The sequence below is a fragment of the Methanococcus voltae genome, assembly GCF_017875395.1.
In the GTDB taxonomy this organism is placed as follows: Archaea; AGJL01; Methanococci; order Methanococcales; family Methanococcaceae; genus Methanococcus; species Methanococcus voltae_C.
On sequence record NZ_JAGGMO010000007.1, the window covers coordinates 35,851 to 61,546 of the forward strand.

Genomic DNA, 25,696 nt, shown 5'->3' on the forward strand with positions numbered 1-25,696 from the left:
AATTATTTTAAGTTATTTATTATTCCATTAGTTTATTATGTATTTATATCTTTCATTTTCATGTATTTTTTTATTATATTATTAATTTTTACATTTTTGAAATTCATTATACATTATTTTTGCAACAGCATAGCTTGGCGTGGCCAAACTTACGTCTTTATCGTATAATTCCGTGATTGATTTGATATTATATTTTGACTCTAAAGTATCTGTTAATATTTTTTCCCCAAGTCCTGTGATAATAACATTTGATAACCCATATTTTGAAGAAACAGCGGATACATTATTGTCTATTAATTTTTTCCATACTTCATAGTATTCCTTTGCAATTTGTATGCCTTCTTCTTTAGATATTTGATTTAAATCAGCACATAATACTTTTGATATTCTAATTAAACTATCATCTACACTTGTAGATTTACCATCTGCAGTTTCACAGGTGTAGTCGCTTTCCGATATTTTATTCATTATAATGGATACATCTCCTGTAATTGCAAAGTATTCTGAAGATACATTCGATAAAGTACCTCTAAAATTAATTTGATTAGCTAAAAAGGATAATGGAGTTCTTAAAGTTCCAACATACAATAATTCGTTGTTCATTAACCTTTCTAAATCATTATCATTAGCTAAAACCTTGCCATTTTTTATAGGTATTATATCTGTAGTGGTGGATCCCATATCAACAAATACGCAATTTTCATCAATTTCTTTTATAAATTCGGCTGTAGCTCTCCAATTAGATGCTGAAACGCGCATATGATTATTTTTAGCTTCTTCAACACTTATAAAATTCCCTTCAGTATCAAATACTGCAATGTTTTCAACAGGTATTTTATCAGCATATGCCTCTAAAACTGCGTCAAGTATCGCAATAACCCCTTCTTCTTTTGTAGCATAGGAATCTGCTAGTTCAGCAGTCATAACCAATGCTACTTTAAAATCAGATTCTGGGCAATTATTTTTGAGAACTTCGGTTAATCTATGATTTTCTTTCCACATTGGTAAATATATATGTTTTATACTATGTTTACCATTTTCCTCAATTTCTGTTATTTTGGTATTTGCTCCGCCAATATCTACGCCAATAATTTTAATAAAAATCCCTCTTTAAACTTCACTGAATTATGGTTATACTTACATTCTAATATATTATTAATTATTTTAAATATTATGATAATTAGTAGACTAATATATTTATGAAATATATAAAACATTATATAATTTAAAAGATATATCAAATGTTTAACTAAAATTTTATCCATATGTTATACATAAAAATAATAATTTGCAATATGGAATAATAGCTTATTAAATTCTTTAAATTCTGTTAAGATTGATATATTATGAAATCAGTACCTCAAACCCAAAATTTAGATTCTAAAAATGATTCGAAGGATGAAAATTCCCTATTTGGTGAAATATCTAATTTGTATAGTGAATACTTTAAATATGCGATAAAACGAAAGTGGTTAGAAATACCAACAGATTTACCTCATAGGGAGATAGGTTTTGGCATCACAAAAAAAGTAGATAATCGTAACATATGTTTCGAGAACAATATTGATTACTTAAAATGGGTGCTTAAAAACTCTCCATTTCATTTGTATAAGTCATTATCCTACATGGAACATCCTGAAAATATGGGGGGTGCTAATCAAAAGAAATTATTTAGGCGAGAAATAGCATTTGATATTGATACACATAAAACCGAGAAATGTAAGCACGACGAAAATTGGTTATGCGAACATTGCCTAGAAGAAGCAAAAAATCAAACTCTTATTTTAATTGACGAATACTTAATTCCATTTTTCGGATTTTCTAAAAATGATTTAAAAATAGTTTTTTCAGGTAATCGGGGATATCACATATATATTGACCCTAAAGATGAGCAAATAAAAGAAGAAATTGAACATTGGGGTAAAAATGAGCGTAGATACTTTATCGAATTTATATTGGGTAAAAATTTAAGTTTAAATCATATGGGAAGTGCTTGGAAGACAATTTTAACGAATCAGTTTAAAAAGAATAAATTTCCAATTAAATCATTTAAAAATACAAACAACTGGGATAAGGAACTTAATAAAGCCACTCGGGAAAAATCAAAACCTTTACTATTAGATATAATAAATAAAACTAAAAATAGATTGGAACTGGATGAAAAAGTAATGGACGATGACATTAGGCTTTTAAGAACCGTTGGTTCATTACACGGCTTCACTGGATTCATGGTTAAAGAAATAAAGTATGATACCCTATCAAATGGTTTTTTCGAACCGTTATCTGACGCAGTATTTTCAGAATTTTCCAAAACTTATTATGATATACAAATAAATACTGCTATTGATGAAGTTACTATTAAAAATGAGCAATATACTAAAGAAAGTAAAGAAGTTCCGGCTAGTTTATTGTTATTTTTATATGGGCACGGAATAAATTTTGAAATTTTGGAAAAATACTAATCTAATTTTTTTAACTTTTAATTTTTAATAGGCTAATATTCTAATTTTTATATTCTCTTTTTAAAACTCAAACATTTTTAATATAATTTACATTTATATATTTAAATTTACAGATATATACTTCTAAAATAAAAAGTAGCCCGGCGCGGATTCGAACCGCGGTCTCAGGTTCCAAAGACCCGAATGATTGGCCTCTACACTACCGGGCTATATTGCATAACGAAGTTTTGATATTTTTAACTAACTTCATAATAGGAATGGCATTTATTATATATAAATGTTTCTATAGGCTAGTCATCGAAAACTATATATAGTTAAAATGTCTTATTGAAGTAAGATGTTAATGCCTCAGTGGCTCAGCCTGGTAGAGCGCCTGCTTGGTAAGCAGGAGGCCGCGGGTTCAAACCCCGCCTGAGGCTTTTTTTAATATACGACAAAAGAATTTATTAATTTAAATATATTGATGCTATTTTTAAATACGTTATTTTAAAGAAAATTAATACTTAAAATAGTAAAGTTAAAAAGATATGATTATTTAGAAAATTTCCAATAATCTTTTAAATTGTTTATTCCATTACTCTTTAGAAGTTTTTTATCAAATTCATTCAACGGATATTTTTTAAATGGTGGTATGGAACTTCCAGTTTTTGAATATATATGCCCATTTTTAGCTTTTGCTGCTAGATATTTACCTGCATCTTCCCTGATAATTATATTACCATCCTTCATATCCGAGCCTGTGAAATCTGCTGTTTTTCCATTTACTATAACTGTACCCCCTCTTAATACTGCACCTGTATTTTTACCTGCATCTCCATTAACGATAACTTTACCCTTTTTCATTAAAATGCCCGTACTTAAATCCACATTACCTTCAACAGTTATGATGTAATCTTCGTCAAGTCTAGCTCCAACAGTATCTCTAAGTATCTTATCAGAAATTATTAAATTTTCAGATATTATTTTATTGGGCTTCAATATCTTGTAGCCTTTGGCATTTCCATTCTTTAAGAAATCAGTAATTGATACGAACTTTTTGTAGTCTTTAATATCGCTTTCAATTTCGATTATATTACCCACTGGCTCTTTAATTTTATACTTTTTACTCTGGTAGATTACACCAGAAACCATGCTTATGCCACATCTTGTGTCGATATCTCCGTTTATAATAACAGTACCTACATTAATAGTGTCCCCTGTGCCCCCAAAATACTTTAAATCAGCACCCAGTGAACTACAAAATCTTTTCCCAACATTCCCTTCAATAATTATAACATTTTTTGGGTTTTTTATAAATTCAACTAATTTTTTGTAAGATATGTTAGAATTTGGCGTTATCTCATGATCCTCATCAAAATTACTTTGCCATTTAAAATTGTATGTAAAATCCAATAAGCAATTTAATGGTTCAGATAGTTTAATGGTGAGTATATTATCGCTTTTGATGTTTTTTAGGTAATTTTCAATAGTTTTTTTTGATTTTAAAAAGCTAAACATAATATCCCCATTATATCATTTATTATAGTCAACATAGTCCATATTATTTTTATATTCTTTACACCATATACCCTTTTTGATATGGTTTTGAAACATATGGTATATACCTTATACATTATTTGAACTATTTTTGTGAAATTTTGCAAAATAGAGTTATTTCATATGAATTAAATATTACTTTTAAACAGCCAAATTTGGCATTCATATAGCATACTAATAATTAATACCTTTGAGCAGTTAAACAAATTTATTTAAAAAAATTAATAACGTACATTAATAAATTTAATATGTTTTTAAACTATACAATATACTGTTAATTAAAAGTAAAATAAAAATAATCTATAAAAAAATAGTAGATAAAAAAATAGGTTTATTTTTTTAAATTAAAAATATATTATCTTCCTAACTCAGAATGTGCTTTTGCCAAATGTCCTGCTGCTAAAGCACCAATTAACGATAATTCACCTGCTAAAACTGTTGAAGCAACTATTTCTGCAAATTTTTTGCTGTTTCCGTTACCTGAGCACCCTAATATTTTTAAGCATTCTTGCTGGGTTTCAACTCTAGTACCGCCACCGATGGTCGCTACTGGTACATCTGGCAATGTAACTGAGAAATATAATCCATCTTCTTGACATTCTGCAGTAGTTATTCCCATACTACCTTCTACAACATGTGCAGCATCTTGACCAGTAGCTAGGAATAAAGCACCTATTATATTGGCAAAGTGAGCGTTAAATCCTAAAGAGTTTACAATTGCAGAGCCTATTAAATTTTTATTTGTATTTACATATTCAATAGCTTTTGATGTAGTTTTTAAGTATTTGTTTACCATTTCTTCGGTTAAAAATACTTCTGCTACTATACTCTTACCTCTGCCTTCTATTAAGTTAATTGCTGATGGTTTTTTATCTACACATACATTACCACTTAATGCAACAGTACTTATTTTAACTTCCATTTTAGCCATTTCTTCCTCTAAAAGAGTGCATATTCTTTCAGTAGCTATAGTAACCATATTCATACCCATTGCATCGCCTGTAGTGAAGCAGAATCTAGGGTAGACATTTTTTCCAACAATTATAACTGGCGATACATCTATTAATTTACCATGTCTTGTTGTACTTTCCGCAACTTCTTTTATTTTATCGAAGTTTTTTTCAATCCAATTTTTTAATTTTAAAGCGTCAGAGACTGATTTTGTAGCAATAATTGGTGCACGAGTCATTTTATCTCCAATTACCCTAACGGTTGAGCCCCCACATTTTGATATGATACTACAACCCCTATTTATGGAAGCAACTAAAGCACCTTCTGTTGTAGCTAAAGGTATTTGAAATTCACCTTCTGCATATTCTCCCTTAACAATCAAAGGACCTGCAAAACCGAGAGGTACTTGAACAGCACCTATCATATTTTCAATGTTCTTTTGCATGGCAGGTTTTTCATCAATTGTATAATGACCAATATGTTCTGTTTTTACATCGGATAATTTTTCAAGGTATGATCTCCTAACTACAACCGCATTCTTTTCACCAATTAACTTATCCAATTGGTAGACTTTTAATTCCTTTTTAATTAATTTTTCAACCACTTCTTCAATTTCCTTGGAAGTTAATTCTTTGAATTCATCGTTTTTACTTTTAATTTCGTTACTGTTCATTTTTCCACCAGACAGAGTTAATAAGCTTATCTTTTGAAGTATTGCATGAGTAATTTACATAATCGTGAGAAATTTTTTTAGTAAGTGATTTTGAGAAATTTTTAAATATTTCTTCAGCTTTTTGAGGGTTATTTTTTACCAATTTTATGGCTTTATTTAATTCTTTAACTCTAATTTCTTCTAAATAATTATTTAAATCTTTTAATATTTCTTCTATATCTAATTTTTCAAGGTTTTTAAGTAGTACATCATACTCTTGATTTATAATATTATGTACTTTTGGCATTTCTTCCATTCTTTTCTTCAAATTAGTATCTGAAACTTCTCTTAGATTATCAATTGTATACAATGTTATACTTTCAAGCTCTGAAACACTTTCTTCTACATCACGAGGGTTCGCTATATCCACTATAATCTTTGCACCTAATGACTTAGAATTTTGGATATCTTCCAAATCTTTTTTATGTAATATTGTGTGTGGGGATGCAGTGGCACATATAATCACATCGCTGTAATTTATTGCTTCCTTTAATTTGTCAAAATTAATTGCAATACCTTTTAATTCCTTTGCAAGTCTTTCTGCACGTTCATATGTACGATTTGATATTATAACTGCTTTTATATTCTTTTCAGCTAGTGTTTTAGCAACTAATGTTCCCATTTCGCCCGCTCCAATTAATAAAATATTCTTATTTTCCAATCCAAAGTTTTTTTCTACTAATTCTAACGCTGCGCTACCTATGGATACACTACCTTCATTTATCTTAGTTTCTGCCCTGACTCGTTGTCCAACATGGATTCCTTTTAAAAATACTAGTTCTAGGTATTTAGTACATTTTCCTTTTTCTTTTGAGCTTTGTAAGCTTTTTTTAATCTGTCCTAGAATTTGGTCTTCCCCTATAACCATTGATTCGATACCACAAGCTACATTTAGAAAATGTATAATTGATTCCTTTCCCCTAATAACTTCAAAATTTTTGAATTCTTCGATTAATTTGGCTATATATTGGTCATTGTTTAAGCCTTTTTTACATTCCTTCATACATTGGTATTGTAAGTCATCAAAATAGATTTCTATCCTATTACAGGTTTGAACTAATACACAATGTTTATGTTTTTTATAAAATTCCTCTTCATCTTGTCTTAATTTTTCCAATTCATCAATAGAAAAAGATTTATGGTCTGCTTTAAACAATAACATACATACACCCAGTAGTTTTATAAAAATGAAATATGATTATATTATTTTTTTAATTATTTATTTTTATTTTTAGAATATTCATTTATTAGATTTAAAATCTTTCTTTTAAAATTTTCATCATTAAATGCCAATTCTAATATTTCTTTCCTACCTGATTGATTTTTAAAAATATTGGTATCACATACGGGGTTATTTTCATTTTTAATTTTATTTTCCGTTTTATCATTACTTTTCAATAATTTCCGAACTTTTTCTTGAATTTCAATTTCTAATTCATTATCCGTTAGATAATTCTGAACTAACTTTCTAATTTCTCTAGCAATTAGGGGACTTTTGCCGCCAGTATAAATGGAAAAACAAATATCGTCCTTTTTATAATACGCAGGAATAATAAAATTTATTTCTGATTCAAAGGTGGATGAAGAAATCATTTTTTTTAGATTTTTTGAAATTTTTACAATTCTTTCGTTATTTTTTTTATCTATCGAAGTTACAATTATATCATATTTTTTTATTAAATCTTCTAACTCTTGATCTGTTAGTTTAGTGATATCACAATTTTTGTATGATATATCTTTGTAGGCGTACTCTTCGGATATTTCTACGTTTTCAAGGGAATAAATATCAATTTTTGCACCACCTTCTAATATTTTTGATATTCTTCGTTTTGAAACGTCCCCGTATCCAAAAACTGCTACATTAAAGTCTTTTAAATCTAAAAAAAATGGTATCATACTATCTATCTTTTTAATTTTACATTTGTTTTGTTTTATAATTTGTAGTTAATAATTTTTAAGTTTTTAGTATTAATTATTTTTGAAATGTTTTTTATAATTCTTTATTATTTTTTTATTTTTTATCTTCATTATTTTTATTCGGTAAATATAACTGCTCATATAATTTAAGAGTCTCTTCAGCGTTATTTTTCCAAGAATAGTTTTTTGAAATAGTATATCCATTATTACCAAATTCTTCTCGTATATTTGGATTTTCAATAAATTTTGCCATAAATTCTGCTAAAGAAGTGCTATCCTCTGATTCTACAATATATCCGTTATGATTTTGTTTTATCAATTCAGGTATTCCTCCAACTGAGGTACCTATAACGGCTTTTTGACATGCCATAGCCTCTAATAATACAATCCCCATTCCTTCGGATTTGGAGGGTAAAACCAAAAAACTGCAATTTTTAATCAGTTTGGAGACGTCAAGCTGATCTTTTTGCCCCAATATTTCTACATTTTTTAAATTATTCTTTTTTATTACATCTTTAATTTCATTTAGTAGTTTTCCGCTTCCTACTAACTTATATTTAAAATTGGATTCATGCCCCATTTTTTTGTTTACTAAAGCAATGGCTTCAATCAGTGTTTTTATGCCTTTTTGCTCTACAAATGCACCAATGAATAGTCCATAATTTTCATCAGAGATTTTTTCGTTGTTAAAAATGTTTAAATTTATTCCATTGTATATTTTTGTGACTTTTGAAACATTATTTTCTTTTTGAACTTCTTTTTTTAAGTATTCACTTACACATATTATTTCATTGCTATTTTGAATAGCGTATTTGAAAAATGGTTTTCCAACGGGATTTTTTGATAACTTCATAACGTCACTACCATGTAACGTTAAAATATGGGGAATATTGTACTTTTTACTTAATTTGGCGCCCAGGTATCCTTGAGGGAACGCATAATGGCTATGTATTAAATCTATATTGTGGTTTTTTATTATTTTAGAGCCTATTTTGTAACCTTTTAGGAAATATGTTGGACCCCTTAATTTTTTAACATGTGGGACGTTATGAATAATTACGTTTTCCACATCATTTTGAAATTCTTTTGTTTTAGCTTTATAGTTTAAAATATGAAATTCTATTTCTGAAGTATTCAGCTTATTGGAATTAACACCGTAATTATTTTCTTTTATCAATAGATTCATATTTTTTATTAGATTTTCAACATGTATTGATATACCACCCGGGTAGGGGTGATATATTGCAGGAATTAAGACTTTCAAAAAATCACCGTCTGGTTAATCTACGTACAATATGTGTTATTATATTAATCTCATAATAATATGTTATTTTATTATTAAAAGATATACAAAATAATTTCTAAATATACTTAGTTATCGAATAAACGTAAAAATAAAGCTAAAATAAATTTAAAAATAAAATGTAAGATAGTTTAAATCTATTTTTTAAAATTATAAATAGATTATTTTTTATTTTTTAGGTATATTATTTTTCCATTTTACAAATAAATAGTGTTTTTGAGGTTCTTTTAGCTCTTCTTCAATTCTTTGAGCAATCACTTCTACAATATTATGTTTATGAACTCTTTTTTCAAAATCCGTAAAATTTTCAAATGGCTTTTTTTCTCGTTCTTCTATTATCTTCCACATGGCAGTTTTACCGATACTTGGTAATATCTGTAAAGAATGTAACCTAGGGCTTATTGCATCACAACTATTTAAAAAATCTATAAATCTATTTTCCTGATTAAAAATTGATTCTTTTATTACATGAACCAACTCTAATTTAGCGGTTCTAGACAATTCTTCGTATTTTAGCATTTTTAACACATGACTTACCTTTTCACGATTATGTTTGCCAATGTATAATTTTTCCGCTAAATCAATATCTACATCATCTTTTAACTCTAATTCCATTAATACAAAGTTTTTTTCACCAAAGGCTTGAACTAATCCCTTTTTCTTATAGTCAGGTCTGGTGTCTTCACTACGCCCATAAGGTAAAAAATCTAGTACATACGCGTAATCCTCAAATTCTCTTTTGTAATTTTTACGGGTTTTTTGCATATTTTGCCCCCATTAAGCAACTCTATGATATTTTTTTACCGTAGTTATGATTAATATTTTAATTTTTAGTAAAATAATATATTATTTATCTTTGTCGAAGCATAAAAATGTATTGATTAATCTAGATAGATTGAAAAATATAAAAATATAAAAATATACTGCCATAACAATATACTACTAAAAAAATATTATAAAATATTATAAAATATTATAAAATATGTTAAAAAAAGTTTTACGCCTTGCAAATTTATATTTAGCAATTTACTTTAAAATAATATCACAAAATAGATTTGTAAATTAATTATTCATATTTATTTAGATTAATTTACAGATTGCGTCTAATATAGCCTCTGAATTTTCAGGAGCATCTTTTTTATAGAATACTGCTTTTAAATCTTCCATATCAACAGGTAGTATATCTATAACCTTTATAGCATCTTTTTCATCTAAACCTAAATCCATAAGTTCTTTGTATAACTCTTCAGCTTCTTCTTTTGTTAATACTGAAAATTTGTTTAAGTAATCTAATGCACAGCCATTTTCATATGACATTTCGTCAATAACTGCTCTCGCGTTCATGATTTCTGTAGCGTTAGCAATTGTGGTGTATTTTTCAGCCAATAGTTTTTTACCAATCATTCTGTTCACCAAAATTAAAAATCCGTAAATTTAAATCGTTACAATATAATTAAAAAAATAAATGAAATATTTAGATATTTAGTTTAAATATGTAGTTTTAATTAGTTAAATTATGCTTTTGATTCTCTCAAGTGTTGAGGTCTTGCGATGATATCTTTGTATTTTCCACCATCTTTAACTTTAACTAAGTATGAACTACCTCTTTGAGCAACAATTTTTCCAGTTTTACCGTGGAATTTAGGGTGTGGCATACCTTTTTGTACTGAAGGGTCCAATACAACGTGAACGGTTTCTCCCACTTTGTAAACTTTTAAAGCTCTTGTTAATGGGAATAAACCTCTTTGTCTAGGGTGTTTTTGTAATTTGTATCTTGTTTTGCTTCTAAATCCTTCGCTTTTTTGCATAGTTTCTCCTCGCTGTTTCTATATAAACTTATTTAATCCAATAATTTAAAATATTGGGTCCATATTGGCGTCATATTCTAAATCTATCCTAAATCAATTTTTAGAATTTTATTTAGGATTTTGATTAATAACGAATTAAACATGAATAGTATGACCATGATTAATATATCTTTTTACATATATATTTTACATATATATAATTATTCCTATACATCCATTAATAATTTACGTTATTATATTTTCTGTGCTATAATTTGTACTAATTATAATTTTTAATATTTATATTTTTTTCAAAAATTTTAAAATCTAAAAATATGTTTAGTAATTTGCAGGATTGTCTTCGTCATGAACATCCATAACTGTAAGTAGTTTACAGTAGCAAGGAACTTCTAAAATTTCAGATATTGAGGGTTTAGTTCTTCCTTCATCCCCACTTATTAATTCTTTAATATATAGTCCCCCATCACAGTAAACAGTCAATTTAAATGATTTTTTATCGATTGGCTCACACCAGGCTTTATAAACATTTCTAACTCTGACTAAATCTGCACGTCTGTGTGAGACTCTGTGTGGTGTTCTTTGGTCGATTCTTAAATTTTCAAGCTTTTCAGATAATTCGTTAATCCTTTCTTCTTCAAAATTATAGTTTTCTATTTCATCTTCAACTATTGAAACTAGAGCGCAGTAAGTTTTTGTATGGGGTTCGTTTTTGAAGAACCTTACGTCGTTTTTTACACCATATTCTAAATTTGATATTTCTACGCCTTCACTTTTATTTACTTCTTCCGTAATCTTTCCTAAATCCATTTTTCTAACTTTTGGCTCTTTTATTTCTATGACGAAAGGCCTACCATTTCCAAGCATTTTTACATCTATATCTTCACGTCCTGCGGCGTGTAAAGCTTCCCCACTGCCTTTAGCGATTTTCATCACTGGTTCAGCTATTATTTCTTCAACAGAGGTCGGGTATTGTTTACCTGTGAAATTACATTTTTCACAGCCTTTGCCTCTGCAACTTCTACAATCCCAATGGCTTTGGGGAATTCCTCTTTTTGTTTTCTTATACCTACCTTTAATAAATATTGGGTTTATTTGCAAGTATATTTTTTGGTTGTATGGGTTTACCATGACTACAATATCGGGAGTTTCCTTATCAACAGGCTTTTTCAACTTATTCGTTAAAATTTTTCCTAGTTCCCTACCAAATTCATTTCTTAAGCTTTCCATATTGCTTTCGTTAAAGTTAACTTCTAAATCCTTCTCTAGTTCTTTCATTCTTTTTGGTAATCTGGTGCCTATTAAAAATTTATCAAACTCATATTCTGAAAGGGCTTCTACGATTTTGTCAGATATTTCTTCAAGATTTTGGATATTAAATACATCCTTACACCAAGGACACTTTTGTTCGGGTGTTAGGGGTATATCACTAAAGCTTTCTTCATCTTCCTCAGTCTCATCTTTACTTTCATCTTTACTCTCTTCATCAATTTCATCTTTTAACAATTCTTCGATAATATACTCGTTTTTAATTCCATTTAAACCGGTTTTTCTTAGAATTGTTAAATTTTTTTGAATTTCATATATTTCTTCATCAATTTTTTTTATTTTTTCTTCATCACTTTCAGATAATGGTGTTTGAGTGGATGCTTCAATAATAGTATTTTTTTCTTCAAATAATTCTTTGAGTTTTTTTTCAAAGTTCATTGCAATAACGGTTTTTATTGAAGTTCCCCTGTCTTTGTTACCCATTCTCATTAATTTTGCGTAAATTCTGCCGTAACATCTATTACATAAGTTATATTTTTGTAATATTTTGTTTTCATAGTCCATAATTCCACCAATAAATAGTCCTGTAAATCATGATAATTAATACGTAATTATATTATAAGTTAGTACGATATACTATAAAATATTATAAAATATTATACAATATAACGAGATATTATAGTATATTAATTTAGCATATTGTAATAATAAAATAAAAAAAATTGCGTAATTAAAAATTTGTAAACTTAAATTTATTAAATTTATTAACCTAATCAGTTACTCAATTAACCAATTAACCAATTAACCAGTTAATTTAAAGTATTTGTGATAAAATGATAGCAAACATCGATTTACACCTACATTCAAAATATTCAAAAGGAACCTCTAAATTCATGAGTATCGACAATATTGTAAAATATGGGAAGTTAAAAGGTCTAGATATAATCGGAACTGGGGATTGTTTAAATCCAAAATGGTTGGATGAAATAAAAAACCATTTGAATGATAATTTGGTATTGACAACAGAGGTGGAGGACAAATTTAGAGTTCATCACTTAATAATCTTGCCAAATTTGGGTCAAACCACTGAATTAATAAATTATTTTTCAAAGTATTCTAAAAATATAAGTTACGAAGGTAGGCCAAATGTTTCATTAGATGGTAAACAAATAATGGATATGGTAAAGGATTTGGGTGGTTTAATAGGTCCTGCACATGTTTTTACACCCTGGACTAGTCTTTATAAAACATACGATTCAGTTTATGATTGTTATGGTAAAAAACCAGATTATATCGAATTGGGATTATCTGCAGATACTGATATGGCAGATATGGTTGAAGAATTACGAGATATACCTTTTTTAAGTAATTCTGACGCTCATTCCTTTTATCCACATAGGATGGGTAGAGAATTTAATCAAATGGAAATCTCAAATGTTGGAGATGTGGAACATAACTTTGAAGAAGTTAAAAATGCAATAAAAAATAATAAAATAGTTGCTAATTATGGATTAGACCCTAATTTGGGTAAATATCATACAACAGCGTGTACTAAATGCTACTTAAGATATGATATTGACGATGCAATTAAATTTAAATTTAAATGTAAGGAATGTGGCGGTACTATAAAGAAAGGAGTGCTAGAACGTTCTAGGGAGCTTTCTACCGATAATAAAGTAATTCATCCAGATTTTAGGCCCACTTATCATAAAATAATACCTTTGGCTGAAATAATATCATTTTCAATAGATAAAGGCGTAAATACAAAATCTGTTCAAACTTTATACGGCGAATACCTAGATAACTTTAAAAATGAAATTGAAATACTCACAAAATCTAATATAGATGATTTGAAAGCCATACACGAGACTGTGGGACAAACAATAGAAAAATTTAGGGATAATACTATAAACATATATCCTGGCGGCGGTGGGGAATATGGTTATATATCTAAAAATCCTGTGAAACTCAAAAGATATGAGCAAAAAACCACATTGGAAAACTGGATGAGATAATAGTATTGCCATTAAAAAAATACTTTTAATTTTTTTACCTTTTATTTAATTTTTTATTTTTAAATTAGCTTTAAATGTTGTTTTAGTTTTAGTTTTAAGTTTAATAGTATAATTTACGACTTTAAAAAAAAATAGAATTTAAAAATATAGTGAATTAAAGTATATCTAAAAATAATTATTAGCTAATTAACTAACTATTAATTAATTAGCTAATTAATTAGTAATCACTTTTAACATTATATTTTACTATTTATTGTTGTTTTATACATTCAACAGGACATACGTCAGCGCAATCTCCGCAATCGTTACATTTACCAGCGTCAATAACTGCTTTACCATCGTCCATTTCTGAAATTGCTTCAACAGCACATACAGGAACACATGCCCCACATGCAATACATTCGTCAGCGTTTACAGTGTATACCATAATATCACCAATAGTTTAGCTTATTATTTTTATATTTATTAGTTATTTAGATAATAATATATATTGTATTATATTAAATACCATTTTACTATAAAAGAATAATGATTTAATTTAACTTATAGCTTACGAGGTTTTTATTTACTATATCTTATAATTTTTTCATAGTTTTAGAATCTTAGATATAATTTGAATATAGTATGGTCTTAAATTATACCATACCATATCGTACCATTTATTAAGCAAATGGTTCTGGAGTTATTTTTAATTTAAAGTACATTCGTCTTTAAAAGCCCATTTTAACAATGGAGGAGTTATTAATATTGAAACTGTAATAAATATTAGCGTAGCTGCAATAAATTTTGGAACATTACCTTCTGAAATAATACCTGCATTAACTGCAACCATTAAATTTATAAGGGCTATTTCTGCACGAGGTATTGACCCGATACCCATCTGTAACGACTTTTTTGTGTTCCAACCCATAAGTTTGGCCCCTAATCCTCTACCTACAACTTTACTTATCACTGCCACAACAGTAAGGATCACTGCTAAGCTTAGGGCATCGTAATTTCCAAAAACACCCAAGTCTAAACTAGCACCCGTATATACGAAGAATAAAGGTATTAAAAAACTGTAACCAATGGTTTTTACATCGTTCATTACTGCTTTACCCTCTGGAGTTTTTGAAAGGATTAAACCTGCTAGGAAAGAGCCTTCAATAGCTGCTTCGAACCAATTTTCTGCAAGGAATGAGAATATAAACAACAGAGCTAATATAAACGAAAGAATCCCTCTTTGAACATGCAATTTTTCGGCAAATGATATATATTTTCCAATAAGTTTCCAACCTATAAATCCAATAATTACAAATAGTCCTAGTTTACCAAATAACGAAGTTAAGTCGCCCATTCCTACTACAAAGATTATTAACATAATTCCTAAAAAGTCGTCCATAATACTTGCACTCAATGAAGCATAACCCACATCTGTTTTTAAAACACCTAAATCCATCATAACACGAACTGTAAGGCCAATACTAGTCGCAGTTAGTATAACACCCGCAGCGAATGCTTCTTGGGATGGATAGCCCACTGAGACTAATGCAAGATATCCCATGACCAAAGGAAATAAAACACCAAAAACTGTGGATACAGTAGCTATTGCACCGGTTTTTTTAACTTCAGCGATGTTAGTGTCTAAACCACCTAGAAATAATAAGAATATAATTCCTAATTTTGATAAAAATTCAAATATTTCATTATTATGTAATGTAAGATGGTTTCCATCAATAAATCCGAAGTATATTAAATTTCCAAGAAACATACCCATTAATATTTCACCTAATACGCCAGGCAATTTTAATTTTTCCATAAAATGGTCGCCTAATTTTCCCGCAATTAGTGAAATGCCCAGGGTTAATAAAACCCAGCTGTAATCCATTTGAACCACCGGTATATATAAAATTTTTTAGTTTTTTATCTTTTTTATCTTAAATTTATTTAACAATACAATATATTTCTGTATTTTAAAGATTTTATACTATAATTTACCATATGGGAATTACACACATATGGGATATTAATTTATCAAAAATAAAAACGGTACTAATACCAATTTAAACCTGTTTTAAACCATGTAACAACATTATAATAATATTAGGGGGATATATGAGTAATCAAATACTGTTGGACGATTCATTATTCTCCACAATTGGTGGAAAACATACATAAATCCATAAATTGCCTAATTAATATTTTTAAACTAATTTCTCCAACTAATTTATTATTATCATCAACTACTCCGATAATTTGGACTTTATACTGTTCCATTTTAGTTAAAACTTCTAGAACCGTATTATTTTGATTAATAGTTAATGGATTTGGTTGTAATATCTCTTTTACAGTGTTTGCGCCACCAATAATTGATTTTAATATGGATGTTGAACTTCCCATATAAATTTTGTGTTTACTGGGGGGCAACAGAAAATCTATTACATCTAGATATCTGATGATACCCTCTAAATTGTTATCATTTTTTGTATCAATCACCCAAACGTGATGCCTTGTTCTTAATAACTTCAATACGTCTAAAACGGAATTATTTATACAAACTATGGGCATTTCGTCTTTAGTAGGCATTATATCTTTAATTTTTAGGTGATGATATTTTTTTAAAGCAGTGTCGATTTCCACAATATCACCTTTATAAAATAACATCTACTACACTATATGTCGTAGTAATTAATATATTTTTAGATTAATTATTTTGATATTTTGGCGTAGTTAAATCCGCTAAATATTCACTATAATTAATTTTTTATATTTGGATATATATTGATAAATTAGAATAGTTAAAATAATCATAATTAACTTTGAAATTTAACCTTTAAATGTATATATTAAAGTATATAATATAGTACATTATATTTATTTTCTGAAAATATGTTAAAAAATATTGTTCATAAATTTAAATCAAATAAATGATATAACAAAATGTTAAAACAGAAAAATAATAACAGCAATGGTGAAATAATGAGTAAAAAACTTGTTGGTACTGACGTACTTAAAAGAGGATTTGCAAAAATGGTTAAACACGGCGTTGTAATGGATGTTACAAATGTTGAACAAGCAAAAATTGCAGAAGAAGCTGGTGCTACTGCAGTTATGGCATTAGAGAGAGTTCCTGCAGATATAAGAGCACAAGGCGGCGTTGCAAGAATGTCAGACCCTGAAATGATACTCGAAATAATCGATGCAGTTTCAATCCCTGTAATGGCAAAGGCAAGAATCGGTCATGATGTAGAAGCTCAAGTTTTAGAATCATTAGGCGTTGATATGGTTGACGAAAGCGAAGTTTTAACACCTGCAGACGAAGTAAACCACATCACTAAAAAGGCTTTCACAGTACCTTTTGTATGCGGTGCAAGAAACTTAGGCGAAGCTCTTAGAAGAATTGATGAAGGAGCTGCTATGATAAGGACAAAAGGAGAAGCAGGAACTGGAAACGTTGTAGAGGCTGTAAAACACATGAGAGCAATGAACGAAGGTATTGCTAGAGTTGTAGGTTACTATGAAATGGGTTTAGATGCTGAATTAGTTCAATTAGCAAGAAATGAGTTGAAAGTACCTATCGACTTAGTTTACGAAGTTGCAAAATTAAAAAGATTACCTGTAGTTAACTTTGCAGCAGGGGGAATTGCTACGCCTGCAGATGCAGCTTTAATGATGCAAATGGGCTGCGATGGTGTATTTGTAGGTTCAGGTATCTTTAAATCGGGAGACCCTGAAAAAAGAGCAAAAGCTATTGTAGAAGCTACATACAACTACGATAAACCACAATTAATTTCAGAAGTAAGCAAAAACTTAGGCGAACCTATGGTGGGTATAAATATTGAAGAAATACCTGAAGAGCAACTTTTAGCGAAAAGAGGTAATTAATTAAACCTTTTTAATTAAACCTTTTTAATTTGTTTTACATTAATTTAATTTTTTTATATATTTAATTTTAATTTTACAAATTTATTTTTTAAAAAATGCTATAAAAAATAATAAACTAGCAAACTAATAAAATAATAAATATCATAAATATCATAAAATAATGATAGTAGCACATAATGAAGTCACAAATACATAAAAATTATAAATTATCCTTATTTATAATAATATTCAAATATATATAAATTTAATTTTATAAATGATGGAAACATTTATATACTATAATGGTGTTAGTCATTGTGCAAGTAAAATAAAAGATTGCCTCAGTGGCTCAGCCTGGTAGAGCGCCTGACTTGTAATCAGGTGGTCGGGGGTTCGAATCCCCCCTGGGGCTTGAGTTCTTAGGCAATAGACTTAAGACTTTTTACTTGGGCCTGTGGGGTAGCCTGGTCATCCTTTGGGATTTGGGATCCTGAAACCCCAGTTCGAATCTGGGCAGGCCCACCATTTACTTTAATACATAGGAATATCATTAGGAATAGCGTATCAGAAGCATATCCAAGAATTATCCCGCGATAGTTCAGACTGGTAGAACGGCGGACTGTAGATCCGCATGTCGCTGGTTCAAATCCGGCTCGCGGGACTCTTGGGCCCGTAGCTTAGTCTGGTAGAGCGCCTGGCTTTTAACCAGGCGGTCGAGGGTTCGAATCCCTTCGGGCCCGTTTTAGCTGTTGATACGGCGGTCATAGCGGAGGTGTTCCATCCGATCCCATTCCGATCTCGGAAATTAAGCCCTCCAGCGATTTCTTAAGTACTGCCATATGGTGGGAACAAGATGACGCTGCCGATCACTTTTTTTATTATGCCCTGGTGGTGTAGCTCGGCCTATCATACAGGACTGTCACTCCTGTGACTCGGGTTCAAATCCCGGCCAGGGCGCTTTATATTTAGTTTGAAATATAAATTCTACACTATTTAGAATACAAATGTCATAAGCAATATATACGTACTATTCGTTAGACTTGGGCCCGTAGCTTAGTCTGGTAGAGCGCCTGGCTTTTAACCAGGCGGTCGAGGGTTCGAATCCCTTCGGGCCCGTTTTAGCTGTTGATACGGCGGTCATAGCGGAGGTGTTCCATCCGATCCCATTCCGATCTCGGAAATTAAGCCCTCCAGCGATTTCTTAAGTACTGCCATATGGTGGGAACAAGATGACGCTGCCGATCACTTTTTTTATTATGCCCTGGTGGTGTAGCTCGGCCTATCATACAGGACTGTCACTCCTGTGACTCGGGTTCAAATCCCGGCCAGGGCGCTTTCTGTGTTTTAGAGTCTAAGGACTTATTTTTTATAATTTCTTTTTATTTATCTATATTTGATAGTTAACTTCGTTTTTGATATTGATATTGATATATGATCGTTTTTTTTATCAAAATTTATTATTTAGATATCTATACGCCTATAATGTCTTAATATTCTATTATTTTAATACTCTAATTTTAATACTCTATTTTGTATATTTCAAGATATTTAAGTTTGGCATTTTATTTGAAAATCTTCTAATAAGCTTAGTTTTAAATTAAAAATCAAAAAACTATATATATTTTTAAAAATAACTTATTACTATGGAAAAATCAAAAATTATACGGGACCCAATCCACAAAGATATAAAGATTAAAGAATCGGAAATTTCGATAGTAGACACCGAAAATTTTCAGAGACTTAGGAATATTAAGCAAACAGGATTAACATGCTTAGTTTACCCTAGTGCAAACCATACACGATTTGAGCACTCTCTCGGTACGATGTACGTAGCAGGCGAAATGGCCAAAAAATTAGATAGTACAAACGTAGATATTAATTTAATTAGAATATTAGGACTTTTACACGATATAGGGCATCCTCCATATTCTCACACTTTGGAAGTAAATAATTATGATCATGAGTATTATACAAAACAGAAAATAAAAAAGATGGACTTCGAAAACTACCAAAGTAAAGAAGTTCTCGAATCGTATAACTCTAAGGGTCTCATTGGTAAATTAATTCACGGAGAAATGGATTCTGATAGAATGGATTATTTAATAAGGGATAGCTATCATACTGGTGTAGCATACGGTTCTATAGATATACATCGTATAATAAGCTCAATAACTGATTTTGAAGATTCTAATTCCTTGGGCATCTTAGAGAAGGGAGTTTCAGCGATTGAGTCCTTACTTATCGCTCGGTATCAAATGTACCCTACTGTTTATATGCACCCCGTTTCTCGTATAGCGGAATGTATGTTAAAGAATGCCACGTTGGACATTTTAAAAGATGGAACTATAGAAAATAAGGATTTATCAATAATGGATGACATTGATTTAGTATCTACTCTTAGAAACTCTGAAGGTTATGGTAAGGAATTAATGAAGATGTTGGATACTAGAAATTTATTTAAAAATATCGCTACGTTTCCATATCGGGAATTAAAACCTTTAGAGATATATAAATTGATAAACTTGACAGAATCTAATTTGGCAGTTCTTGAAGAATTATTGTATGATAAAATGGGATTTAAACTATATTTGGATATCCCTAAACCTCCTAAAATTGTTGAAAACAAAGTCCCTGTATTGATAAATGGTAAAAAACATAGATTAGATGAAGTTTCGCCATTAGTTCAAAATTTAAAAGTTGCATATAAAAAATCCTGGAATGTACGTGTTTATGCAGAACCGAACAACATCTCCAATGAAAATATTCAAAATCAAAAATATAATATTAAAAATTCGCCATATGAATTAAAGAATATCATTTATGATCTCATCGATGAATATGAATTAGTCAACGAATCAGAATTATTCGATAATAATTCTATAATAAACATTTTGTCTGAAAATTCGGTTGTAAAAGGCTATTCTACATTTATGGCATATGCAAAAAATAAAGGTTTAAGTGAGGCAATTCTATCTTCTGAATTACAAAAACTTTTGTTTTCCGGAATGGTTAAGAAACGAACCGTACAAATGGGCGGTATCTATAGATATGATTATAAATTAGTCGATGAATCCATTATATCACGATAAATTGAGATATTTGCTATGAAATTATGCTTGAATTATACTATAGAGCTTCTATATATTATTAAATAATTATTTTTATCATTTAAAAGTCCTAAATCACTTAAATCCTGTTCATTAATTATTTTTTTGTCTGTTATTAATTTATAGGTCATATATTTATCCTCAAATTCGCAACTAGTCTTTTTATTATGCCAAATATTAAATAATTCATTTCCTAACTCGCCTGATAAATATATGTTTATTGGATTATTTTGGAAACGTTTTTCGGTAGCTTCAAACTTTTTAGAACTATTAATATTATCAAATAGTTTTAAAATCTGTTCAAACAGTTTTTCCGCATTTATTTCCTCACAAGTACACCCAAAATCCCCTCCTATACATATTATCGGATTTTCAAAAGTTTCAATAAAATCTACTATCGAATTAGATATTGATTTTATATTTAATCCAGGATTGGTATTTTTTAATATATTTTTAGCTATTAATTCCATTCTATTTTTTAATTCAAAAGATTTAATCCTTTTAATAATATCCTCTGAACTCATCATATTCCTACAAATTTCGTAGCTTAAAATACCATTTTGAATGTGATGTACTCCAAAAATTTTTTTATCAAACTCGAAAACATGATTAATTTTATAATCTTTCATTTCCATATTATCATATTCAAATTTTAATGGATATTTTGATATAATTTTTAAATTAGGTGGTTTATCATCTATTAAATTTAGATTTAAATTTTTAATATTTAACGATTCTATCTCATTCTTGTAGGTTTTAAACAGTTCTTTTAACATGTAGCAATTTTCTACAAATTTTAGTGTATCTAATTTCACTTTTGCAGTTCTTAAATTTTTTGCGATGTCGTATTCTTCTAAAATGTTTGTAATCAGTCCAAATTTTGAATACACAAGACCTAGTGATATTTCAAATACGAAATAATCATATTTTGGTAGTTTTCCGTTTTTCTTTAAGTTATTTAAAATGTTTAAAACTTCCGTAGGTGTTATTGACCCTTTATTACTATTATGCAAATATACGCTATATTTATCTGATAAAATATGATTAATTAATTCAGATGTGGATGTTTTACCTTTTACCCCAGTTATGGTAATTATTTTAGGTTTTATATCCTTATATTTTTTATTTATTATTTCAGAAACTGCTTCATGGAAAGTTTTAAATTTAATATCTATTGCGCAATGTACTGGGGCTATAACTTCTTCAAATTTTGAATAATCAAGTCCGTTTTTTAAATTAGCTATTATTTCTAAATCTGGATAAAATTCTTTTAATTTATTATATTTTTGATATATTTCTTTATCTTTATCTGAGAATGAATTTATTCCGTTTGAAGACGATAATTTATTTAATTTGTTAATTTTTCCATAAATATCCCATATTACTATGTTTCTAGAATATTTATCATCTTTATTTGACAGATATTCTTCTGCAATATCCAAAGCACCATGATTTACATCGATAATCAGTGTTCTTTTTTTACTTTCCTTTTTTTCACTTTTATTTAAAATTTTATCACCCCTACATTATAAAAGATAACTAGCACTTCATACGGTTAATTAAGCATTTTGCTATTATTTCGTCAGCATTAACGCCCAACTGTCTAAAACCTTTAGTTCCTGGTGCCGTATTTACTTCTACAACGTTATAATCATCATCTTTAGGTAATAAATCTACGGCCATAATGTCCCCTTTCATTACTTCAGCACATTTTAATGCTAATTCTTCCACTTCTGAATTGATGGTTAATTCTTCAATTCCTCCACCTTTGTATAGGTTTGTTATATAATTGTTGCTTATTCTCCTATAACCACCTATAACTTGACCATCAACTACTAAAACTCTCATATCTTTGTATAATCCAGTTTCGGGGTCTTTAAAATCTATATATTCTTGTATTATCTTACTTTCCCACATCGAATTTTTTGACATTTCTCTTAATTCTTCATCATTTTGTGGTTTTTCTACTTTCATACCACATTTTGAGAACGAATTTTTTAAAATTAAAGGATATTCCATATCATTTTTATTTATAAATCGTACTGCATCGTCATAATCCCTGATAAGAGCTGTTTTTGGTACTTTTATTCCCTTTTTATTTAAAATTTTAATGGTTTTAAATTTATCGGAGGAATTATATATGGTAGATAATGGATTTACGAATTTATAGTCTTCTTCCTCTAAATTTTTTAATACCTGCCAGGAATATAATGTTAATCTATCAAGATAATCTCCAATTCCACATCTGGAGTGTATTAAGTCTGTTTCTATTTTAAAACTATCATCTACCAATAAGTTGTTTTCTGAAAGTAGTAATATTTCACAAGATTGTCCAAGTCTTTCTACTGCATTTTTTAAGGCATATATTGTGGAACCACCCTCTGCACATACGATTGTTATCATTTTATCCCTTTTAATCAGTTTTGTTAATATATTGTTCTTCTTTTATTGTATTTTATAATATATTGGTTATCATGATTAATGATACAATATGAACTATATAATCTTTTTTATAATTGATTAAACATTAAATGCCATGTTGAAATTATACGATAAATTTTAAAAACAAATAATTATTGCACTAAAATAAAAAAATGTTAAAAAAGTTTATAAAATGTTATTAATGATTATTATTCTTATTAGTATTATTAGTATTATTAGTATTATTATTTTAATTTAGATAAATGAATAAATTATTACCACAATTATGAGTAGCCAAATCAATGAGCCGATTGAATGTAGTACTTTGTCATTTATAACGTAGGATAATCCATTAGCGATATGGTCGGTAATTCGACTATTACCTAGTTCTCGTATTGTATCGGGGAGTGATACCCAAATATGGTAACCATCCAATGGTATTGCAGGTAATAAATTAAATATTGCCAATAATAAATTTAGCATAAATGACCAATATATTATATTTATGAGTAAATTTACATAACCTGAAGTTACAGCCATTATTCCAATTTTTCCATCAGAATCCGTCGTTATATTATAATCTATCATTTCATTGCTTCGTATAACTACAATATTTGAACTCATATTAGGCTTTAATTTGCTCGCTTCTTTTTGGAATTCTCCCAAAGAATTTATTTTGACACCGTTGATTGAGTATATTGTATCGTTATCAAATAATACGCCATCAGCAGGACGGTCCTCTAATACATTGGATATTGTAATATCACTATCCAATGACGTTCCCCAAGGTAAAGCAAAGAGGAATAATAAGGCAAGTATCAAATTAGACATGGGTCCTGCAGCTGCTACGGAACCACGCACTCTTTTAGCAGAATTTTGATATTCTTCCGTAAATTCTACAAAAGCACCCAATGGTATTCCTAAGGCTAATAATATACCAGTACTTTTTATTTTTTGATTGAATGACCTAGCTACAATACCATGAGCTAGTTCGTGAATTGTAATTCCTAATCCAAGTGCGATAATTCCTGCAATCCATGGTATTGTATTCCCAAATAACATAATTACAGGTGTTGCTGCTTCACGTTCAATGCTTCCATTAATTACGCCCAGCGAGGACATTAAATAATTTACAAATGCGAAAATACTTATTAACACTGCAAGAGGTATCGATAATGTAGATAACCACTGCCAAAATTTGTATTTTCCTACTTTATCAATAAATTTTAATCCTATTTTCGTTTTTAAAATACCAAATACGAAATACGTTTTTAATTCATAGTTCAATTTTAAGTCATATTTTTCTTTAAATTTATCTAAAGTTAGTAATAGTATCCACAACAGTATGAATATTATTAAAACCATGTTTTGTGATAAGTCCATTTCTACACCTTATCTAGCTTAAAGTCTAATAATTAATATTGTATACCTATTTTAATAATTTAATATTTTAAATCTTGGTTTATTACCTATATGTACTTTGGTATATTATTCGATCAATATTAAAATAATTAATAATTAACTAATTATTTGATAAAATTACATTGAAGATTAAAAATAAATCATACATATATAAAGTAAAATATAAAATATAAAAAATAAAACCGAAATATATGAAAATAAAAATAAAAGGAATATATTAGGTATAATTATAATCGCATATGATATATTGTCTAAAATATACTAAAAATCACACCTAAGAACTTTTAATGAATTTTTGAATTATTCTAAATTTAAAGAATCAATATAATTCTTAAAGTTAACAAAAGCATTTTTTCTATGTGATATATCACTTTTTTCTTCAGGTAACATTTCTGCAAATGTTTTTTCGTGATTTTTAGGTATAAATATACTATCGTAAGCAAAACCATATCCATTTGATTTTATTTTGTAGGAGATGGTGCCTTCAACTGTTCCCGTGAATGTTTTAAGTTCTTTGCCGTTATAGTATCCAATAACTGTTTTAAAATATGCGTTTCTTTTTTTACAGGTACCTAGTAATTTTAAAATACCTTCATTTCCAAGGGTCATTTGAACAAATTTAGAGTATGTTCCAGGGAATTCTCGTAACGATTCTATGAATAATCCACTGTCTTCTACAATTATGCCTGAACCATCTTTGGATATCTTTTTATTTAACGTATATTTGTCATAAACGTATTTAGCTCCATATTCAGCTACTTCTTCAAGAGTACCTTGTAATTCAGGATATGGTATCTTCAACTGTTCTATTTCATATTTTGAATTTTTTAGAATTAGTTTAGCTTCGTTAACTTTGTTCATGTTTCCCGTAGCAAATAATAATTTCATATTTCCACCATAGTCCTTAAAATATTCCAAATTAATTAAAAAATA

The 25,696-nt window shown here is 28.8% G+C and carries 21 protein-coding genes, 9 tRNA genes and 2 rRNA genes; 14 read left to right on the forward strand and 18 right to left on the reverse strand.

Features of this window, described 5'->3' with window-relative positions; translation table 11 throughout:
• Positions 1-81: 81 nt before the first annotated feature.
• Positions 82-1,098: a (4-{4-[2-(gamma-L-glutamylamino)ethyl]phenoxymethyl}furan-2-yl)methanamine synthase gene (mfnF, locus tag J2127_RS07300; RefSeq protein ID WP_209732965.1), complete on the reverse strand. Its 1,017-nt coding sequence runs from the start codon at positions 1,096-1,098 to the stop codon at positions 82-84.
• A gap of 248 nt (positions 1,099-1,346) precedes the next feature.
• On the opposite strand from mfnF, the gene priS reads away from it, so the two are divergent.
• On the forward strand, positions 1,347-2,462 hold the full coding sequence (gene priS, locus J2127_RS07305; RefSeq protein ID WP_209732911.1) for a DNA primase catalytic subunit PriS: 1,116 nt from the start codon (positions 1,347-1,349) through the stop codon (positions 2,460-2,462).
• Positions 2,463-2,598: 136 nt separating this feature from the next.
• Here priS and J2127_RS07310 read toward each other — a convergent pair.
• Positions 2,599-2,671: transfer RNA gene (locus J2127_RS07310), tRNA-Gln, on the reverse strand.
• Positions 2,672-2,807: 136 nt separating this feature from the next.
• On the opposite strand from J2127_RS07310, the gene J2127_RS07315 reads away from it, so the two are divergent.
• Positions 2,808-2,881 (forward strand) — tRNA-Thr (locus tag J2127_RS07315).
• A gap of 112 nt (positions 2,882-2,993) precedes the next feature.
• Here J2127_RS07315 and J2127_RS07320 read toward each other — a convergent pair.
• The 9 genes from J2127_RS07320 to J2127_RS07360 form a co-directional block, all read right to left on the reverse strand.
• A complete protein-coding gene (locus J2127_RS07320; protein ID WP_245326511.1) occupies positions 2,994-3,959 on the reverse strand; it encodes a hypothetical protein in 966 nt (321 codons plus the stop codon).
• A gap of 394 nt (positions 3,960-4,353) precedes the next feature.
• Entirely contained in the window at positions 4,354-5,622 is a 1,269-nt protein-coding gene (gene hmgA, locus J2127_RS07325; RefSeq protein ID WP_209732912.1) for a hydroxymethylglutaryl-CoA reductase (NADPH), read from the reverse strand.
• Positions 5,612-6,823: a glutamyl-tRNA reductase gene (gene hemA / locus J2127_RS07330; protein WP_209732913.1), complete on the reverse strand. Its 1,212-nt coding sequence runs from the start codon at positions 6,821-6,823 to the stop codon at positions 5,612-5,614. The genes hmgA and hemA overlap by 11 nt, the downstream gene beginning before the upstream one ends.
• Before the next feature lie 53 nt (positions 6,824-6,876).
• The gene (locus J2127_RS07335; protein WP_209732914.1) at positions 6,877-7,557 is read right to left on the reverse strand and encodes a precorrin-2 dehydrogenase/sirohydrochlorin ferrochelatase family protein; all 681 of its coding nucleotides are present in this window, start codon (positions 7,555-7,557) and stop codon (positions 6,877-6,879) included.
• 115 nt (positions 7,558-7,672) lie between these two features.
• On the reverse strand, positions 7,673-8,842 hold the full coding sequence (locus tag J2127_RS07340; RefSeq protein WP_209732915.1) for a glycosyltransferase family 4 protein: 1,170 nt from the start codon (positions 8,840-8,842) through the stop codon (positions 7,673-7,675).
• 207 nt (positions 8,843-9,049) lie between these two features.
• Positions 9,050-9,646, reverse strand: a complete 597-nt coding sequence (locus tag J2127_RS07345; RefSeq protein WP_209732916.1) for a DUF655 domain-containing protein — start codon at positions 9,644-9,646, stop codon at positions 9,050-9,052.
• Positions 9,647-9,961: 315 nt separating this feature from the next.
• Positions 9,962-10,285 (reverse strand): RNA polymerase Rpb4 family protein, encoded by a 324-nt coding sequence (locus tag J2127_RS07350; protein WP_209732917.1) that lies wholly within the window; start codon positions 10,283-10,285, stop codon positions 9,962-9,964.
• A 110-nt stretch (positions 10,286-10,395) separates the two neighbouring features.
• Positions 10,396-10,689, reverse strand: coding sequence for a 50S ribosomal protein L21e (locus J2127_RS07355; RefSeq protein WP_209732918.1), 294 nt, complete (start codon positions 10,687-10,689; stop codon positions 10,396-10,398).
• A 318-nt stretch (positions 10,690-11,007) separates the two neighbouring features.
• Positions 11,008-12,519: a tRNA pseudouridine(54/55) synthase Pus10 gene (locus tag J2127_RS07360; protein WP_209732919.1), complete on the reverse strand. Its 1,512-nt coding sequence runs from the start codon at positions 12,517-12,519 to the stop codon at positions 11,008-11,010.
• A gap of 269 nt (positions 12,520-12,788) precedes the next feature.
• Here J2127_RS07360 and J2127_RS07365 point away from each other — a divergent pair, with 269 nt between their 5' ends.
• Complete coding sequence (locus J2127_RS07365; protein ID WP_209732920.1) at positions 12,789-13,970, forward strand: TIGR00375 family protein; 1,182 nt, start codon at positions 12,789-12,791, stop codon at positions 13,968-13,970.
• 250 nt (positions 13,971-14,220) lie between these two features.
• Here J2127_RS07365 and J2127_RS07370 read toward each other — a convergent pair whose 3' ends face one another.
• From J2127_RS07370 to J2127_RS07380, 3 genes are all read right to left on the reverse strand, one after another.
• Entirely contained in the window at positions 14,221-14,397 is a 177-nt protein-coding gene (locus tag J2127_RS07370) for a DUF362 domain-containing protein (RefSeq protein WP_209732921.1), read from the reverse strand.
• Positions 14,398-14,658: 261 nt separating this feature from the next.
• A complete protein-coding gene (locus tag J2127_RS07375; protein ID WP_209732922.1) occupies positions 14,659-15,837 on the reverse strand; it encodes a cation:proton antiporter in 1,179 nt (392 codons plus the stop codon).
• 257 nt (positions 15,838-16,094) lie between these two features.
• On the reverse strand, positions 16,095-16,592 hold the full coding sequence (locus J2127_RS07380; protein ID WP_209732967.1) for a CBS domain-containing protein: 498 nt from the start codon (positions 16,590-16,592) through the stop codon (positions 16,095-16,097).
• A gap of 336 nt (positions 16,593-16,928) precedes the next feature.
• On the opposite strand from J2127_RS07380, the gene pdxS reads away from it, so the two are divergent.
• The 11 genes from pdxS to J2127_RS07435 all read left to right on the forward strand — a co-directional run bounded on the left by pdxS (position 16,929) and on the right by J2127_RS07435 (position 20,902).
• Positions 16,929-17,834, forward strand: coding sequence for a pyridoxal 5'-phosphate synthase lyase subunit PdxS (gene pdxS, locus J2127_RS07385; RefSeq protein ID WP_209732923.1), 906 nt, complete (start codon positions 16,929-16,931; stop codon positions 17,832-17,834).
• 317 nt (positions 17,835-18,151) lie between these two features.
• Positions 18,152-18,225 (forward strand) — tRNA-Thr (locus tag J2127_RS07390).
• 36 nt (positions 18,226-18,261) lie between these two features.
• A tRNA-Pro gene (locus J2127_RS07395) sits at positions 18,262-18,338 on the forward strand.
• A gap of 62 nt (positions 18,339-18,400) precedes the next feature.
• Positions 18,401-18,474, forward strand: a tRNA-Tyr gene (locus J2127_RS07400).
• Positions 18,475-18,479: 5 nt separating this feature from the next.
• A tRNA-Lys gene (locus tag J2127_RS07405) sits at positions 18,480-18,553 on the forward strand.
• 13 nt (positions 18,554-18,566) lie between these two features.
• Positions 18,567-18,681: ribosomal RNA gene (rrf, locus tag J2127_RS07410) — 5S ribosomal RNA — on the forward strand.
• Between the two features lie 14 nt (positions 18,682-18,695).
• Positions 18,696-18,770: transfer RNA gene (locus J2127_RS07415), tRNA-Asp, on the forward strand.
• A gap of 85 nt (positions 18,771-18,855) precedes the next feature.
• Positions 18,856-18,929: transfer RNA gene (locus tag J2127_RS07420), tRNA-Lys, on the forward strand.
• Between the two features lie 13 nt (positions 18,930-18,942).
• Positions 18,943-19,057, forward strand: a 5S ribosomal RNA gene (gene rrf, locus J2127_RS07425).
• A gap of 14 nt (positions 19,058-19,071) precedes the next feature.
• Positions 19,072-19,146: transfer RNA gene (locus J2127_RS07430), tRNA-Asp, on the forward strand.
• 310 nt (positions 19,147-19,456) lie between these two features.
• Positions 19,457-20,902 carry an HD domain-containing protein gene (locus J2127_RS07435; protein WP_209732924.1) on the forward strand — a complete coding sequence of 482 codons (1,446 nt, stop codon included), beginning with the start codon at positions 19,457-19,459 and terminating at the stop codon, positions 20,900-20,902.
• 32 nt (positions 20,903-20,934) lie between these two features.
• On the opposite strand, the gene cfbE is transcribed toward J2127_RS07435, so the two are convergent.
• From cfbE to J2127_RS07455, 4 genes are all read right to left on the reverse strand, one after another.
• Positions 20,935-22,431 (reverse strand): coenzyme F430 synthase, encoded by a 1,497-nt coding sequence (gene cfbE, locus J2127_RS07440; protein ID WP_348635424.1) that lies wholly within the window; start codon positions 22,429-22,431, stop codon positions 20,935-20,937.
• A gap of 28 nt (positions 22,432-22,459) precedes the next feature.
• Positions 22,460-23,323: a coenzyme gamma-F420-2:alpha-L-glutamate ligase gene (gene cofF / locus J2127_RS07445; protein ID WP_209732925.1), complete on the reverse strand. Its 864-nt coding sequence runs from the start codon at positions 23,321-23,323 to the stop codon at positions 22,460-22,462.
• A gap of 273 nt (positions 23,324-23,596) precedes the next feature.
• A complete protein-coding gene (locus J2127_RS07450; RefSeq protein ID WP_209732926.1) occupies positions 23,597-24,724 on the reverse strand; it encodes a site-2 protease family protein in 1,128 nt (375 codons plus the stop codon).
• A gap of 339 nt (positions 24,725-25,063) precedes the next feature.
• Complete coding sequence (locus tag J2127_RS07455; protein ID WP_209732927.1) at positions 25,064-25,651, reverse strand: XTP/dITP diphosphatase; 588 nt, start codon at positions 25,649-25,651, stop codon at positions 25,064-25,066.
• Positions 25,652-25,696: the final 45 nt, after the last annotated feature.